The organism is Arthrobacter sp. 05T420 (assembly GCF_056396305.1).
In genome coordinates this window covers 53,235-68,040 of sequence record NZ_JBFTLG010000011.1, presented here as the reverse complement: position 1 = coordinate 68,040, position 14,806 = coordinate 53,235, and the positions used below count along the sequence as shown (strand labels likewise).

Sequence of the window (14,806 nt, the reverse complement as noted above, 5' to 3'; positions counted from 1 at the left end):
TATGGAAGCTAAGCCCGTCGGCGCCGGCATTAGGACGATTTGGCACCGTTCAGGGATCTGAATTTGCCGCCGAGTTCCTGAGCCAGTCCCTTCAGGTCTTTATCACTTGGAGGCTCACCAAGTGCTTCGGACATGTCTACGACCATCCAGTTCTTGCCCTCCACAATGGACAGAGGCTGAGCTGAATCACTGTACAGCTGGTGCTCGGCATCTCGGGCGTCTTCCGTCTTGAACCACTCGACTTGGACGCGGCTCGCACACACGGCGTATTCAGCCGTGAAGCCTGCAAGGTCCGGATTGATGATGGGATCCGTCTTGGGCTCATCATCGCAGCCGATCACGCCGGCAACTGCCCGACGGGCGTCATCGACAGAATCGAATTCCTTGAGCTGCGGAGCGGCTGAGGATTGCGTGGTTGCGGACTGCTGCGGCGCAGCTGCCTGCTGCGCGCTAGCCGCGCAGCCTGTGAGCCCGATAATCACACCGATTGCTGCGACGGCTACCGTGCCCCTGCGTCTGCCTCTGTCCATCATTGATACCCCATCCCCCCGGAGGTTAGTTCAGCCATCCTTGCACGCGACCGTCGTTGCGTACAGGAAAAGAATGGACCTGAAAGAGCTGCACGCAGAAAGTCCCCATCCAAAGTGGGAAGGGGACTTCTTCGAGGAACAAACCGATAGTTGGCCGCTAAAGTGGAACTCGCTTACTTACGAGTCCAACTTTCGGGGACCACTTCAAATGGTGGGGCCCGCCGTCGTTTGTGCCCACGGGCTGGGTGGTGCTGAGCGCCTGCGTGCTGCTGGAATGTGTGCGGCGCGGTCGTTGGTGGCAGGCTTGGGGCCGGGCGTGAGGACGGCCGGGAGCGCCTCAGGCGGCCGCTGCCGACTCCAGGAGGATCCGGAGGCCCTCCAGTGCAGTCTCGGCATCCGCGAGGCTGCAGGAGGCCGGGAGGGCCTCCGCTGCGACGGCCAACTCCACTTCGCAGCCGCATTCGAAGTCCTCGGTCATGACCTCCAGCAGCGAGCGGGCGTCGACGCCGGGCCTGCCGTCCTTGCTGATGGTTACCGGGAGACCGGTGGCCGTGACGGCCCGGACAAATACTGCCGCCGGCCGGGCGTGGAGGCCGATTGCGGCCGTGACGATTGCCTTGCGAACTGGCAACGGGACTCCCTCGTGCTGGTGTTGGTTCTCTTCGGTGGTGCCACCGGACGGGCTGTTCCATACGACAGGCGTTCCATCGGACTGGCGTGCCGTATGGATGGCGGTGTATCGGACTGGCGTTCCTTCAGGCTGGCCGGGTTCCGTTGCTCGGTTCCGGCCTATGAGTTCAAGGGTAGCCGCGGGGGAGGGACCCGCACGACTTGGGTCGGCGCCGTGGTCTAGACCTGCCTGGGTACGGGCTTACCCTTGAGATATGAGTGTCTTTCCCGCGCCGCGGCCCAACCGGAGGCTGACCCGTGGCGTCCTCTAATGCGTCCAAGATGATCGGCGAGATCGATCGCCAGAGCGGGGTGCCGATCTACGTGCAGCTGCGGGAAATCCTGCGGGCCCACATCAGTGCCGCCTGCCCGCCGGGGTCGGCGCTGCCCTCCGAGCGTGACCTCGCCCAGCGCTTCGGCCTGGCCCGGATGACTGTCCGTCAGGCCATCGATGCCCTTGTGGGCGAGGAAGTCATTGAGCGTGTCGTGGGGCTGGGCACGTTTGTGCGCAAACCCAAACTGGATCTCCAGGTCAAGCTCACCTCCTACAGCGAAGAGATGCAGCGCCGCGGCATGGTCCCCGCCGCCAAGGTCCTCAGCTTCGAGCAAATCAGCGCCAGCGCTTTCCTGGCCCGTGAGTTGCAGTTGGAGGAGGGTACGCCCCTGGTCCGGTTCCGGCGCCTCCTGCTGGCCGACAACGAGCCCATGAGCGTGGACGAGAACTTCATTCCGGCCCACCGGGTCCCCGGCCTGCTGGACGGGGAGCCGCCCACATCCCTCTACAACGTGCTGAGCGAACGCTACGGGCTGGTGATGGAATGGGGCGAGGACATGATCGAGGCGACGGCCGCATCGCCGTCCACGGCCCGGCTCCTGAACGTCGAGGTCGGAACGCCGCTGCTGAAGATCCAGCGCCACGCGTTCGTGGCCCGCGCCATGGTGGACTACTCAGTGTCCTACTACCGGGCTGACCGCTACAAGCTCTGGGTGCCCCTGCAGCGCCCCGGCGTCCGGCCCACCCGCAACTACGCCTCTGGATACCGGCCCTAGCCCCAACGACGCAGTGGGCGGCTGGGCTGCAAGGATCTTGGCGGCAGAAGCTGCGACAACAGAAAACACAGAAAGGCCCGGTCCCCAAGGGGACCGGGCCTTCCGTTGTCTTGCTTGCAGCCTAGTGGCTCAGCGTCTTCTGAGACTCTGCCGCTTCGACAGCCTCATGGGCGCCGTGGTGGCCGTGAGCGGCCTCCAGTTCTGCCGGAGTGGCCGGGGCAACCCGGTCCTCGAAGAACCAGCGGGACAGTTTGGCGCGGCGCTTTTCCTTGCGGTCCACGACGCCGTGCTCGTTCGGCACCGCGGGCAGCGGGACCGGTGACTCGAAGCCGACCAGCTTGTAGCGCTTGTATTCGTCCAGCGGGGCGTGGACCTCGATGAACTCGCCGTGCGGCAGGCGCACGATGCGGCCGGTTTCGCGGCCGTGCAGGGCGATCTCGCGGTCCTTGCGCTGCAGCGCCAGGGCGACGCGCTTCGTGACGATGAACGCGATGACCGGGCCGATGAAGAACAGCGCGCGCAGCCAGTAGGTCACATCGTTCAGGGCCACGTGGAAGTGCGTGGCGATGAGGTCGGAGCCTGCGGCGGCCCACATAACGCAGTACCAGACGAAACCGGCCATGCCGATCGCCGTACGGGTAGGAGCGTTGCGGGGACGGTCCAGGACGTGGTGCTCGCGGTTGTCCTTGGTGATCCAGCGTTCAATCCACGGGTAGGTGAACATAACGGTGAAAAGGATGCCCGCGGGGACCAGTGCAGGCAGCAGCACGTTGAACGTGAACATGTGGCCGAACCACACCTGCTCGACCTTCCAGTCACCGATCGTGCCCGGCATCAGGCGCAGGGCGCCGTCAACGAAGCCGATGTACCAGTCAGGCTGCGTGCCTGCCGAAACCGGTGAGGGGTCGTACGGGCCGTAGTTCCAGATCGGGTTGATGGTGAAGAACGCCGCCATGAGGGCAACGACACCGAAGACGATGAAGAAGAAGCCGCCGGCCTTCGCGGCGTAGACCGGTCCCAGGGGGTAGCCAACGACGTTGCCGTCATTCCGGCCGGGGCCGGGGTACTGGGTGTGCTTGTGCACAACCACCATGAAGAGGTGCATCACGATCATCAGCAGGATGAGCGCGGGAACCAGGAGGATGTGGAGCATGTACAGGCGGCTGATGATCATGGTGCCCGGGAACTCGCCACCGAAAAGGAAGAACGAGATGTAGGTGCCGATGACGGGGATGGACTTGATGACGCCGTCGATGATGCGCAGGCCGTTACCGGAGAGCAGGTCATCGGGGAGCGAGTAGCCGGTGAAGCCCGCAGCCATGGACAGGATGAGCAGGACGCTGCCCACCACCCAGTTCAGTTCGCGGGGCTTGCGGAACGCGCCGGTGAAGAACACGCGGAGCATGTGCACCGACACGGAGGCGACGAACAGCAGCGCCGACCAGTGGTGCACCTGGCGCATGAACATGCCGCCGCGGACATCAAAGGAGATGTTCAGGGACGAGCTGTACGCCACGGACATTTCAACGTTCTTCAGCGGCGTGTAGGAGCCCGCGTAGTGCGTCTCCGCCATGGACGGATCGAAGAAGAACGTCAGGAACGTGCCCGAGAGCAGCAGGATGACGAAGGAATACAGCGCCACTTCGCCGAACATGAACGACCAGTGGTCCGGGAAGACCTTCCGGCCGAACTCGCGGAGGATGCCGGAGCCGCCAACGCGCTGGTCGACGAAGTCCGTGATGCGGCCGCCCGAAGTCTTGGCGACGAAGACGGGGGCATCAGGAGTTAGGGATGAGGACATGCTGCTCACGCTCCCAGTAGCTCGGTCCGACGGGTTCATGGAAGTCGCTCGTGGCGACCAGGTAGCCCTCGGCGTCGACTGCGATAGGCAGCTGGGGAAGAGGGCGGCTGGCGGGGCCGAAGATAACCTTGCACTGTTGAGTCAGGTCGAAGGTTGACTGGTGGCACGGGCACAGCAGGTGGTGGGTCTGCTGCTCGTACAGGGCAACAGGGCAACCAACGTGGGTGCAGATCTTGGAGTACGCGACGATGCCGTTGTACGCCCAATCGACGCGTTCCGGGGAAGGGTGGAGCTCGCTCGGGTCCAGTCGCATGAGCAGGACAACAGACTTGGCCTTCTCGTTCAGCTTGCCTTCGGTCAGTTCGTTCAGCCCTTCCGGGATGACGTGGAAAGCGGAGCCGATGGTGACGTCCGCGGCCTTGATGGGAGTGCCATCGGGGTCGCGGGCAAGGCGCTTCAGCTTGCCGTCCGGACCCGGTGCCCACATCGTGTGGGCCAGCGCGAAGTCCGGCCGGGGGCCGAGGTCACCGAAGATGGCCAATGCCGGCAGGGGCGCGAGTGCGACCGCGCCGAGCAGGGTGTTACGGATCAGCGGCCGGCGCTTGATGCCGGTTTCTTCCACAATGTCATCAACGATGCGGACGGCAGCCTGGCGGTCTTCCTCGGTGCGGATCGCGTGGCGCTCTTCCGAGACCTCGTGGTCCGGCATCAGGGCCTTGGCCCAGTGGACAATGCCGGTGCCGATGCCCAGCATCGCGAACGCGGTGCCGATGCCCAGCAAGGCATTCTGGAGACGGATCGTGGCGATTGAGGAATCATTCCCCAGATCGATCGCGAAGTACGACACCAGGAATATCAGGGTGCCAACGACCGAGGTGCCGAACAGAAGGGCTACCTGCCGTTCTGCTTTCTTTGCGGCCCTCGGGTCCGTGTCAGCCAGGCGCAAACGGTGCGGGGGAATTCCAGGATCCTGGAACTTCTCCACCTCATTCTGACCAGCCGTAGCTACGGTGCCCGAGTGGTTCGGACTGCCGTCACTATGGTTGCCCATAATTCGCCTCATCCTTCTCTCGTCTCGGCCTATGCCGAGTTAGGTTTCAATTCAAACTGCTGACGGGTCAGCAGAAAATTCTTACAGGTGCAAGGTCCGCTTAGGAAGTGCGGGATGTGAGCCAGATCGTGAATGCGATGATGACGCCCAGGCCAGCAATCCAGACAAAGAGACCTTCGGAAACCGGTCCCAAAGCTCCAAGATCTGCGCCGCCGGGTGAACCGTTGGCTTCAATCTGCTTCAGGTAGGTGATGATGTCGCGCTTTCCCTCGGGGGAGATGTTCGCGTCACTGAATACGGGCATGTTCTGGGGGCCGGTGACCATGGCCTCGTAGATGTGCTGACCGGAGACGCCCGCGAGGGCCGGAGCGAACTTGCCCCGGGTGAGCGCACCGCCGGCAGCGGCTGCATTGTGGCACATGGCGCAGTTGGTGCGGAAGAGTTCGCCACCCTTGGCGGCGTCGCCCTTCTCATCGAGCACACCCGCTTCGGGGATGGCCGGGCCAGGACCCAGCGAGGCAACGTAAGCAGCCAGCTGCTTGGTCTGTTCCTCGTTGAACTGGGCGGGCTTCTGCTGGGCCTGCGGGCCGTTCATCTGCATGGGCATGCGGCCGGTGCCAACCTGGAAGTCAACAGCGGCGGCGCCGACGCCCACAAGCGACGGTCCCGACTGGGAGCCGCTGGCACCCATGCCGTGGCAGGTGGCGCAGTTGGCGGCGAAAAGCTTGCCGCCTTCCTCTACGTCGCTTGCGCTGTAGGTGGTGGTGTCCGCCTTGGCCTGGTTGACGGTGGTGGCAACGGCGTACAGCCCACCCGTGACCAAGAGGCCCATCAGCAGCAGCGCAATTGCTGCCAGAGGGTGACGTCGCTTCTGCGAGAGTGCCTTCACGTGGTGGTTCCTTTATTCGATCCTGCGATGGCTCCGGGAGCCGCTTCTTGAAATTCTGCCTCTTGTAGAAAAAGAGTCAAGTCTGACTACTTAAGGACGTAGATGACCAGGAAGAGGCCAATCCAGACGACGTCCACGAAGTGCCAGTAGTACGAGGTGACAATCGCCGAAGTCGCCTCAAAGTGTCCGAACTTCTTCGCGGCGAAGGAGCGGCCCATGATGAGCAGGAAGGCAATCAGACCGCCGATGACGTGCAGGCCGTGGAAGCCCGTCGTTATGTAGAAGGCTGAACCGTAGGCGTTGGAGGACAGCGAGACATGCTCGGAAACGAGCATGGCGTACTCCGTCGCCTGGCCGGCGACGAAGAAGGAACCCATGAGGAACGTCAGGATGAACCATCCGTTCATCCCCCACTGGGTGAAGCTGAAGCGTCCACCGGTCCGGCGCGGCTGTAGCCGCTCGGCAGCGAAGACGCCCATCTGGCAAGTAAAGGAACTTGCCACGAGGACGATGGTGTTAACGAGCGCAAAGGGGAAGTTGAGCTTGGCTGTCTCTTCGGCCCACAACAGTCCGGATGTCGAACGGAGTGTGAAGTACATGGCAAAGAGACCGGCGAAGAACATCAACTCACTGGACAGCCACACAACGGTTCCAACAGAAACCATGTTTGGGCGGTTCAGCGTCGGGTGCGCCGGGGTACTGGGGGCATGGGTCGCAGATGTCACATAGACATTATGTCTATAAAAGTCCGTCCTGCCCAACGCAAACCGCGTTTTGGGGGGACTTTTTCTACAAAGACGCGAATTCGCGCGGAAAAGTTCCCGGAGGGGTTCACATTGGTCTTTGCGGGGCCGACCTCGATAGCATCGGGAGGTGACTTCACAGGCATCTGCACAGGCGGCAGGCAACACCTGGCCGCGGCTCATCAACGCGCTCATCAGCGGCGTGGACCTCACCGCCGGGAGCACCGAGTGGGCCATGAACTCCATCATGTCCGGTGAAGCGACGCCTGCCCAGGTGGCGGGATTCCTGGTGGCCCTGCGCTCCAAGGGCGAGACCGTGGATGAGCTGTCTGGCCTTGTGGAGGCGATGATCTCCAACGCCAACCCCATTGACATTGCCGGTGAGAAGTTGGACATCGTCGGAACGGGTGGCGATCAGCAGAACACTGTCAACATCTCCACGATGGCCGCCCTTATCGCCGCCGGTGCGGGGGCCAGAGTGGTCAAGCATGGAAACCGTGCGTCGTCATCCTCGTCCGGATCCGCCGATGTCCTGGAGGCCCTCGGCGTCAGGCTCGATCTTCCCATTCCCCGCGTGGCGCTCAACGCCGAAGAGGCGGGAATCACGTTTTGCTTTGCCCAGGTGTTCCACCCCTCGATGCGGCATGCCGCCGTCGCCCGTCGCGAACTCGGCGTTCCGACTGCGTTCAACTTCCTGGGCCCCATGATCAACCCCGCCCATGTCCAGGCCTCGGCCGTGGGCGTCGCCAACGAGCAGATGGCCCCCTTGGTGGCCGGCGTGCTGGCCAAGCGGGGCAGCCGCGGCCTGGTCTTCCGCGGGAATGATGGCCTGGACGAGCTCACCACCACCGGCCCGTCGCGCGTGTGGGAGATCCGTAATGGTGAGGTCACGGAAGAGATGTTTGATCCGCGCAACCTCGGCATCCGGACGGCCACGCTGGAGGAGCTGCGCGGCGGTGACGCCGTAACCAATGCCGCCGTCGTCCGCGCTGTCTTGGCCGGCGCGCCGGGTCCGGCCCGTGATGCGGCGCTGCTCAACGCGGCGGCCGGGCTGGTTGCGTTCGACCTCGACGCCGTCGGTCCACTGGCGGAACGCATGGCCGCCGCGTACAAGCGCGCCGAGCAGTCCATTGAATCCGGCGCCGCGGCCGCGGCGCTGGACAGGTGGGTCGCTTTGTCGCAGACCGCCGCTTAAGCGCGGCTACCCAGCGCGCCCGGCGGGACAGTAGCGCCCCGGCTTCACTCAGGGCCGGGCACGCCGTCCCCTGCCCCCTCCGCTGACTGGAGCTTCCGGCGTCTGCGCCGGCGCCAGACGATCACCAGGCCAAGTATGACGACGGGGACCAGCACCCAGCCGCCGATGTCGAGAGCGTCACCGAGGGCCTGGGCCAGTGTCCCGGCCAGATAGGCGAGAACGCTGAGGCTCGCGACCCAGGCAATGGACCCTGTGATGGTCCACAGCAGGAACTTGGGCCACGGCATCTTGGCAGCCCCCGCGGCAATGGCGCCCCAGAGCCGGACGACAACAACCCAGCGGCCGAAGAACAAGGCTTTGCCGCCGTGCCGTTCAAAGAACGACTCCATTTGGATGATGCGTTTCTCGTCGGCGTGGAAGCGCTGTGCCAGCCGCAGCATCAATGGACGGCCTCCCACACGCCCAAGTACGTAGCCAATAGTGCTCCCGAGCATGGCGCCCAGGCTGCCCACCGCGATAACGGCAGCAAGGTTTAGATCTCCATGGCGCGCCGAGGCGTAGGCCCCAAGCAGTACGGCCACGGCGGGGAGCGGCACACCGGCGCACTGGGCCAGCACAATCACGAAGACGCCGAAGTAGTACCCCCATTCGTCCGCAATCCCCGCTTCTGCCGCGACCAAGCCTGCCCAGCCGAGCGCCACGAAGCGGAGGGCAGATAATCCGGTCATCGCACACACCTCACTCCGCTGCTCCGCCGTGGTTCACAATGACGGTCCCCGCGCTGCCCGTGTTTGTTCTGCGGTCGCGACCCCCGACGACGCCGGGATGGCCCTTGTATACGCTTGCGGCGCGGGCCGAGTCAAGAGCACACTGCGGTCACGGCCCGGGCCGGCGGCGAACGTTGATCAGGTCCGCGATGACTGCTCCGATCAGTGCAAATCCGACCAGTGCAAAGGTGAACGGCAATGTGGCACCGTTGATGACGCTGAAGAGTGCGATCGGCTGCGGCACCCCGTCCATCGGGAGTGGCCGCATCGTGTTGGCGCCAGGGAAGACGGCGATGCCTCGGTCCGGCGTGGGCTCGTTGTCATGTCCATCACGCATTTCCCCTACGTTGACTGCATCGACACTTAGCGCCTATGCCATTTTTCGGTAGGGGTGGGCCAGGGGTCGCGTGATCGCCCTTGACCGCTGCGCGGATTACGAGCGGTAAGACGGCCTAATCACAGGCCACTCACGCCTGGTGCCACTCGTTGCTACTGCTCGAAACCGAGGGCAAAGGCCGCGTCGAGGTCGTGCTGTGAGTACGCGCGGAAGGCGATCTGGGTGGTGGTGTGGGCCACGCCCCGGACTTTCGAGAGCTTGTCCGCGATGACTTCAGCCAGGTCTTCGTGCTTGGCGACCCGGGCGATGGCGATTAGGTCCCACTCGCCCGTGACGGAATAGACCTCGCTGATGCCGGCGATGGCGGAGATTTCCTCGGCGGTCTCCGGGATGCGTGAAGCGTCTGTCTTGATCAGGACGAATGCGGTGACCACGTGTGAGCCTTTCCGGATCGGTTGCGCCGTTTGCGGGCCTGTCGGCGGCCCTTGTCGGGGCGCTGCCATCTTCTGCCAGCCTAGTGCATTAGCTCTGGCGACGGCGTGAACGCAACCGCCGCACGCCCGCTGCCACAAGGCGGTAACCCAGGAGGAAAACGCCCAGACTCAGCAGCGCCACGATAATGAACGGCAGCACCACCGTCTGCCCGGTGACGGCTCGCAGGATCATGCCGACGCCGACCGTTCCGAGCCAGACGGCGACGCCGGCGGGCCACACCCGCAGGGGGTCATGCCACAGCCGGAGGGTGAGCCACGCCAGTGCCGCGCCCGCAAGGAACGGCCACGCCGTCGCAAAGACGCCGGTGATGATGTCCCCGCGCTGGTGCGCGTCGCGCCCTATCGCCGCGAAGAGCAGGATCAGGAGCGCATCCGCGGAGGCGGCCAGGGCTGCTGTCTGCCCGGGCCGCAGGCCCGTACTGGGAACGTCCTGGGCGGCGGGAGGGGGGAGTCTGGGGGTTGGAGAAGGCATACATCCAAGCCTAGCCCCGTCCGGGTGGGCCGGGCGGCAGGAGCCGTGGTGCCCGAAATCACCGGGGGCTAGGCTCGGTCCCATGCCTCTGATCGCCGCCGGAGCCAGCCGGGGCTCAAGGACCGCTACGGGGTCTCGTGGCAGGTTGTGCCGTCAGTGCTGGAACAACTGATCGGTGGCCCCGACTCCGCCGGCGCCCAGCGCGCCATGCAGGCAATGTTCGGCATGCGCAAGCTGGACATCGCCGCCCTTCAGACTGCTACGACGGCGCCTGAGGCCCCGGCGCCTCACCGCCGGATGGCCTGCGGCGCCGGGAAACCAGGGCGCCGGCCGCGTTGCGGGCCCGGGCCGGCCCGTCCGTGGCACCTCGGACGGCGTGGCCCGCGGGCTGGGGGGCCTGTCCGCACATATGATCGTCGCATGAGTAGCGACGCCGTTCCGGAGGCTGTTGTCCCGGTGCAGCTGGATCCTCAGCTGGACGGCCAGCTGAGCATTAACGACATCCTGCTCGAGCTCGGCCAAGCTCCCGTGGTGCATCCTTCCCCAGACGCGGCCAGTGAGCTGCACTTCTTCTAGGCCTGCCACTTAAAGGACTGCCTCGTCTTAGGCCGCCTCGCGCTCCCGCTCCACCGTTCATTGACCAGCCCGTTGACAGGCTCGTTGACAATGAGGCCGTGCGTAGGCTGGTGCCGAAACGGGTCCCAGCGTTCACTTGCGCCAAGCCGCCTGCGGGCAAGAGACTCCTTGATGAAGGCACCATCACAGGCGACGAGTTCCAGATGCTGAAGGCCAAGGCGCTCCGGTAGAAAGCCCCTGGCTGGAGCCGCGTCCGGGACGGCATAGGGGCTCCACCTCGGTAAATTCAGGCCTTATGGTCCTAACGGCGGATATCGCGGCGGACTACCTTGGCGCCTAAGGAATGCCAGCAGGGCTTCCTTAGAACGAAAGGATGGCTCCCGTGGAGCAATTCTGGAGCGTCATTTGGCTGTTCTTTTGGGGATTCGCGTTCGTCGCCTACCTTTTCGCGCTGTTTGCCGTTATCAGCGACATTTTCCGGGACCACGAGCTCAGCGGCTGGCTCAAGGCTGTGTGGATCATATTCCTCGTCTTCGTGCCGTTCCTGACGGTTCTTGTGTACCTGATCGCGCGGGGCCGCAGCATGGCCGAGCGGCAGGCCAAGAGTGCAGAGCAGGCCCAAGCCGCCACTAATGAGTACATCCGCTCCGTGGCCGCAGCATCCCCCACCCAGGAAATAGCGAAGGCCAAGGAACTCCTCGACGCCGGCACGCTGACTCAGAGCGAGTTCGACGCTGTCAAGGCCAAGGCGCTGAGCCAGGCCTGATTGGCGGGACGTGCCTGCGAGTGCGTCATGAAGTGCATTGGCGGGCTCGCTGAGTCAGCGGACCTCTCAACTAGAGGGCACACTTAATGTCATGGCTGATTCTGACGCGGTGACAACTCAAGGATCGACCGTTGAGGATTGGACGCGGGCTTTGGCAGAGTCCATTGGTTCGCCAGGTGGCGGAGCCGGGGCTGGAGTAATGCTTGCCATCGCTGCGTCCCTGACGTCTATGGTGGCCGGATATACAGAAGCGGAGGAGCACCAGCGCGGTGAACTCAGCAATATTCACGGGCGGGCGCGGGCTCTGCGAGAAGTCGCCCTTCAGCTGGCCGATGACGATGCGACAGCTTCTAAGGCTTTCGGGGCCGCGTTTCGGCTGGAGCCGGGACCGGAGCGCGAGGAGGCAATCCACCGGGCATCCGTAGTCGCTGCCAAGGCATCCGCCGTGCTCGGCGAGCGGGCCATCGATGCCATCGGCGATCTGGGATGGCTCGCATCCAACGGTAACCCGGCACTCATTGCTGATGTCGTCGTCGCGTTCGGTGCCCTAAGGGCAGCGGTGACGGGGGCGCGCACCAATGTCAGTTTCGATCTCGCCGCGCTTGCCACGGAGGAAACCACCCTCGACAACATCCGGGAACAGCATCCGTCACTTTGGGCGACGGTTGAGCATTTCAACGCCGCCCTTGAACGGATCGACGAACTGACCGCCGGGATCGATCACCGCGCCGCCCCAACCGACGTCGTCTGATGCGGCGCAACGGCCGGCCCATCCCGCAGGGCCAAGAAACTCGACTGTCCGGGCATCTGGGATATGGCTGGTCAGAACTCGCGGGTCTGACTCGGGGTTACTACCCCATTGACGGGTAGGTCATGGCTCTCTGCCGGGACCGAGTCAAGCAACTCGTCGTCGTAGACAACGGCGAACACCGGAGGGGCCTCCCTTAGAGACGCGAGAGCCCGGTCAAAGTACCCGCGCCCCCACCCCATCCTCATTCCCGACAAGTCGACCGCGGCAGCGGGAATAAGCAGCAGTTCAACACTCTGGAACACACTGGGGCCGACAACTTCGCCAACCATTTCAGAGATGCCGTACAGGCCGACCTGTTCGGGCCCTCCTCGTGCCTGCACCCAGTCCAAGAGCCCGTCCCGTCTGCTCACTGGAACCAGAACCTCTACGCCGTTGGCGGCGGCCCAGCTCAGGAACGGCCGCGTGTTCGGTTCATCTGTACCCGACAGGTAGCAACCAACCAAGGTGGGGGCACGGCGACGGACCAGAGCGATCAAATTCGCCGTCAAGCCGGCCGTGGCCGCTTCCCGTTCACTCACCGATCGAGCCCGGCGGCCGAGACGAACCTCGGCGCGCAAGACACTCTTCGCATCCCTCAATAAAGCGTCCGACACCATGCCGCGACACTAGCCCTAGTTCCCGCTGCCCGCACCTTCTTCAGAGTGTCACTCACAAATTCGCCGCCGGCCAGGGGGTTCAGTTCGGCCGCCGCTAGCGTGCCAAGCCGTGTTCATAGGCGAAGATGACGGCGTGTACACGGTCGCGCAGCCCGAGTTTCATGAGGATGCGGCCCACATAGGTTTTGACCGTTGATTCCGCCACGGTCAGCCGTTCCCCGATCTCGGTGTTGGTAAGTCCCTGCCCGATGGCCACGAGTATTTCCCGCTCCCTCGGTGTCAGGGACGCCACCGCTTCGTCGCCCGCGGCGGGGGGCCCCGAGGGAAGTCGTTGGCTGAAGAGCTCCAGCATCCGGCGGCTGACCCTGGAGGAAATGGCGGCGTCTCCTCCGGCGACGGCCCTGATGGAGGCGAGCAACTCAGATGGCCCGACATCCTTGAGTAGAAAACCACTGGCACCGGCCCGGAGTGCCGCGAAGGCATACTCGTCGAGGTCGAACGTCGTCAAGACAATGACCCGTGACTGCGGGCACTCCTCGACAATGCGCCGGGTCGCGGTGATGCCGTCCGTGTCGGGCATCCGCACATCCATCAGGACCACGTCCGGCGCCAGGGTTCGACACATGTCGATGCCAATCCTGCCGTCAGAGGCTTCCCCCACGACTTCCACCCCGTCCTGGGCATCAAGCACCATGCGGAAACCCATCCGGACAAGTGTCTGGTCATCAACCAGCAGTACCCGGATCGGACGGCTGAACGGGGCACCTACCGAAGCCACGGAGATCCCTCCTGCGGTGGGAACCGGGCGGTCACGGACCATCCACCGCTGGCCAGAGGACCCGCGCGCAGCGTGCCGCCGTACAGCGCGACACGCTCACGCATTCCCGCGACGCCACGCCCGGCATGGTCGCCAGCGGCGACCTCCGGGTGCCCGTCGTCTGTCACCGTGACCACGATCGTCTGCGGGCTGAACTCCGTACGAACCGTGACCGCTGTTGCAGCTCTTGCGTACTTAAGCGCATTAGTAAGCCCTTCCTGGACGACACGGTAGATAGCTAGCTGGATTCCGGGATCGGCCGGAGCAACACCAGCCGGCTGCCAAGCCACCGGAAGGCCCGCAGAACCGAACAGCTCCACCAACTCCGGAATGTCCCCCACCCCGGGCGAAGGTACTGCCGCGCCGGCCAACATCCCGGTACTGCCTTCGGTATCGCCTTCGTTCAGGACTCCCAGCATCCGGCGCATATCCGTCACCGCCACGCGTCCCGTCTCGGCGACTTGACGCATGGCTTGGACGGCGCGCGCAGGATCAGTGGCGGCGATCTCGGCCGAACCATGGGCCAGGGAAATCATCACTGCCAATCCATGCGAGACGATGTCGTGCATCTCCCGGGCGATCGCGTTGCGTTCCGCGGCGGCCGCGATGCTGGCCAGATGCTCCCGTTCACGCGTCAGCCGGTCCGCACGGTCCACGAGAGCGCTCACGTAGTGCCGGCGCGTGCGGACGTTCAGGCCGCTCAGTGTCGCGATCACCAGGACGGCAATCGCCTGGACGGCTTGGCCAAGGTCCACCATCGACCAGGGCAGCAGGACCGCGGCAATAAGGAGGATCGCACCGGTCCCCAGAAGGGAAAGGACGGCGTGCCGCGCTGACCGGTAAACGCCGACGGCGTACAGAGCCATGGCTGTCGCGATCGTTGCGAAGCTCGCCGGGACCGAGAACGTGATGAGCATGATGCCTGCTGTGGCAGCCAAAGACGACATCGGAGCTCGCCGGCGGAAGACCAGTGCGGTGCCGGAAACCACCACAGCGAGACACTGGAGAACGAACCACGGCCCTTCGGTCTCGCCATCCCGGAAGGCGATGGCTGCCGCCAGGGCCGGTGCTGTGTAGGCGGCGGCGACCAAGAGGTCCGTGACGCGCGGGCGGGAGCACCACCCGCGTGGCCCGCGCGGTTCGCCCGACGAAATCGGTGACTTCACAGCCGGTACCGGCAACGCTGCCGGGACCGCCGGGACCCCGCCCCGGTCATGCGCCGGCCTCTACCTGTCGTGAAGT

At 64.5% G+C, this 14,806-nt stretch carries 18 protein-coding genes; 5 read left to right on the top strand and 13 right to left on the bottom strand.

Annotation, left to right across the window (positions count from 1 at the left end; all coding sequences use genetic code 11):
- Positions 1 to 29: 29 nt before the first annotated feature.
- Together AC1DEM_RS12285 and AC1DEM_RS12280 are read right to left on the bottom strand one after the other, a co-directional pair.
- Positions 30 to 482, bottom strand: a complete 453-nt coding sequence (locus tag AC1DEM_RS12285) for a hypothetical protein (RefSeq protein ID WP_476884635.1) — start codon at positions 480 to 482, stop codon at positions 30 to 32.
- 385 nt (positions 483 to 867) lie between these two features.
- The gene (locus AC1DEM_RS12280) at positions 868 to 1,161 is read right to left on the bottom strand and encodes an HPr family phosphocarrier protein (protein ID WP_476884634.1); all 294 of its coding nucleotides are present in this window, start codon (positions 1,159 to 1,161) and stop codon (positions 868 to 870) included.
- Between the two features lie 320 nt (positions 1,162 to 1,481).
- Between AC1DEM_RS12280 and AC1DEM_RS12275 the strand changes: the two genes are divergently transcribed.
- On the top strand, positions 1,482 to 2,249 hold the full coding sequence (locus tag AC1DEM_RS12275; protein WP_476884713.1) for a GntR family transcriptional regulator: 768 nt from the start codon (positions 1,482 to 1,484) through the stop codon (positions 2,247 to 2,249).
- A gap of 121 nt (positions 2,250 to 2,370) precedes the next feature.
- On the opposite strand, the gene qcrB is transcribed toward AC1DEM_RS12275, so the two are convergent.
- The 4 genes from qcrB to ctaE all read right to left on the bottom strand — a co-directional run bounded on the left by qcrB (position 2,371) and on the right by ctaE (position 6,715).
- A complete protein-coding gene (qcrB, locus tag AC1DEM_RS12270) occupies positions 2,371 to 4,050 on the bottom strand; it encodes a cytochrome bc1 complex cytochrome b subunit (RefSeq protein WP_476884633.1) in 1,680 nt (559 codons plus the stop codon).
- The gene (qcrA, locus tag AC1DEM_RS12265; protein ID WP_476884632.1) at positions 4,028 to 5,101 is read right to left on the bottom strand and encodes a cytochrome bc1 complex Rieske iron-sulfur subunit; all 1,074 of its coding nucleotides are present in this window, start codon (positions 5,099 to 5,101) and stop codon (positions 4,028 to 4,030) included. Before qcrA ends, qcrB begins: the two co-directional genes overlap by 23 nt.
- 100 nt (positions 5,102 to 5,201) lie before the next feature.
- Positions 5,202 to 5,990, bottom strand: coding sequence for a cytochrome bc1 complex diheme cytochrome c subunit (gene qcrC, locus AC1DEM_RS12260; RefSeq protein ID WP_476884631.1), 789 nt, complete (start codon positions 5,988 to 5,990; stop codon positions 5,202 to 5,204).
- A gap of 86 nt (positions 5,991 to 6,076) precedes the next feature.
- Positions 6,077 to 6,715, bottom strand: coding sequence for an aa3-type cytochrome oxidase subunit III (gene ctaE, locus AC1DEM_RS12255; protein WP_476884630.1), 639 nt, complete (start codon positions 6,713 to 6,715; stop codon positions 6,077 to 6,079).
- A gap of 148 nt (positions 6,716 to 6,863) precedes the next feature.
- Between ctaE and trpD the strand changes: the two genes are divergently transcribed.
- Positions 6,864 to 7,928 carry an anthranilate phosphoribosyltransferase gene (trpD, locus tag AC1DEM_RS12250; RefSeq protein WP_476884629.1) on the top strand — a complete coding sequence of 355 codons (1,065 nt, stop codon included), beginning with the start codon at positions 6,864 to 6,866 and terminating at the stop codon, positions 7,926 to 7,928.
- 44 nt (positions 7,929 to 7,972) lie between these two features.
- On the opposite strand, the gene AC1DEM_RS12245 is transcribed toward trpD, so the two are convergent.
- From AC1DEM_RS12245 to AC1DEM_RS12230, 4 genes are all read right to left on the bottom strand, one after another.
- Positions 7,973 to 8,656 (bottom strand): DedA family protein, encoded by a 684-nt coding sequence (locus AC1DEM_RS12245; protein ID WP_476884628.1) that lies wholly within the window; start codon positions 8,654 to 8,656, stop codon positions 7,973 to 7,975.
- A gap of 148 nt (positions 8,657 to 8,804) precedes the next feature.
- The gene (locus AC1DEM_RS12240) at positions 8,805 to 9,032 is read right to left on the bottom strand and encodes a hypothetical protein (RefSeq protein ID WP_476884627.1); all 228 of its coding nucleotides are present in this window, start codon (positions 9,030 to 9,032) and stop codon (positions 8,805 to 8,807) included.
- Between the two features lie 152 nt (positions 9,033 to 9,184).
- Entirely contained in the window at positions 9,185 to 9,466 is a 282-nt protein-coding gene (locus AC1DEM_RS12235) for an Lrp/AsnC family transcriptional regulator (RefSeq protein WP_090580900.1), read from the bottom strand.
- An 88-nt stretch (positions 9,467 to 9,554) separates the two neighbouring features.
- Positions 9,555 to 9,998: a DUF3054 domain-containing protein gene (locus tag AC1DEM_RS12230; RefSeq protein WP_476884626.1), complete on the bottom strand. Its 444-nt coding sequence runs from the start codon at positions 9,996 to 9,998 to the stop codon at positions 9,555 to 9,557.
- A gap of 420 nt (positions 9,999 to 10,418) precedes the next feature.
- Here AC1DEM_RS12230 and AC1DEM_RS12225 point away from each other — a divergent pair, with 420 nt between their 5' ends.
- From AC1DEM_RS12225 to AC1DEM_RS12215, 3 genes are all read left to right on the top strand, one after another.
- Positions 10,419 to 10,574, top strand: coding sequence for a hypothetical protein (locus tag AC1DEM_RS12225; protein ID WP_018773067.1), 156 nt, complete (start codon positions 10,419 to 10,421; stop codon positions 10,572 to 10,574).
- A gap of 382 nt (positions 10,575 to 10,956) precedes the next feature.
- Positions 10,957 to 11,340, top strand: coding sequence for an SHOCT domain-containing protein (locus tag AC1DEM_RS12220; RefSeq protein ID WP_476884625.1), 384 nt, complete (start codon positions 10,957 to 10,959; stop codon positions 11,338 to 11,340).
- 91 nt (positions 11,341 to 11,431) lie between these two features.
- A complete protein-coding gene (locus AC1DEM_RS12215) occupies positions 11,432 to 12,091 on the top strand; it encodes a cyclodeaminase/cyclohydrolase family protein (RefSeq protein ID WP_476884624.1) in 660 nt (219 codons plus the stop codon).
- Positions 12,092 to 12,162: 71 nt separating this feature from the next.
- Here the strand turns inward: AC1DEM_RS12215 and AC1DEM_RS12210 are convergent, their stop codons facing one another.
- From AC1DEM_RS12210 to AC1DEM_RS12200, 3 genes are all read right to left on the bottom strand, one after another.
- Positions 12,163 to 12,747, bottom strand: a complete 585-nt coding sequence (locus tag AC1DEM_RS12210; RefSeq protein WP_476884623.1) for a 5-formyltetrahydrofolate cyclo-ligase — start codon at positions 12,745 to 12,747, stop codon at positions 12,163 to 12,165.
- 94 nt (positions 12,748 to 12,841) lie between these two features.
- Positions 12,842 to 13,525, bottom strand: coding sequence for a response regulator (locus AC1DEM_RS12205; RefSeq protein ID WP_476884622.1), 684 nt, complete (start codon positions 13,523 to 13,525; stop codon positions 12,842 to 12,844).
- Positions 13,513 to 14,730: a sensor histidine kinase gene (locus tag AC1DEM_RS12200; RefSeq protein WP_476884621.1), complete on the bottom strand. Its 1,218-nt coding sequence runs from the start codon at positions 14,728 to 14,730 to the stop codon at positions 13,513 to 13,515. Before AC1DEM_RS12200 ends, AC1DEM_RS12205 begins: the two co-directional genes overlap by 13 nt.
- Between the last annotated feature and the right edge of the window lie 76 nt (positions 14,731 to 14,806).

Bases quoted from the DNA above. Each gene is read 5' to 3' on its own strand.
- AC1DEM_RS12215 (WP_476884624.1), top strand. From the start codon at position 11,432: ATGGCTGATTCTGACGCGGTGACAACTCAAGGATCGACCGTTGAGGAT.
- AC1DEM_RS12275 (WP_476884713.1), top strand. From the start codon at position 1,482: ATGATCGGCGAGATCGATCGCCAGAGCGGGGTGCCGATCTACGTGCAG.
- AC1DEM_RS12240 (WP_476884627.1), bottom strand. From the start codon at position 9,032: ATGCGTGATGGACATGACAACGAGCCCACGCCGGACCGAGGCATCGCC.
- qcrA (WP_476884632.1), bottom strand. From the start codon at position 5,101: ATGGGCAACCATAGTGACGGCAGTCCGAACCACTCGGGCACCGTAGCT.
- AC1DEM_RS12245 (WP_476884628.1), bottom strand. From the start codon at position 8,656: ATGACCGGATTATCTGCCCTCCGCTTCGTGGCGCTCGGCTGGGCAGGC.
- qcrB (WP_476884633.1), bottom strand. From the start codon at position 4,050: ATGTCCTCATCCCTAACTCCTGATGCCCCCGTCTTCGTCGCCAAGACT.
- AC1DEM_RS12230 (WP_476884626.1), bottom strand. From the start codon at position 9,998: ATGCCTTCTCCAACCCCCAGACTCCCCCCTCCCGCCGCCCAGGACGTT.
- AC1DEM_RS12225 (WP_018773067.1), top strand. From the start codon at position 10,419: ATGAGTAGCGACGCCGTTCCGGAGGCTGTTGTCCCGGTGCAGCTGGAT.
- AC1DEM_RS12210 (WP_476884623.1), bottom strand. From the start codon at position 12,747: ATGGTGTCGGACGCTTTATTGAGGGATGCGAAGAGTGTCTTGCGCGCC.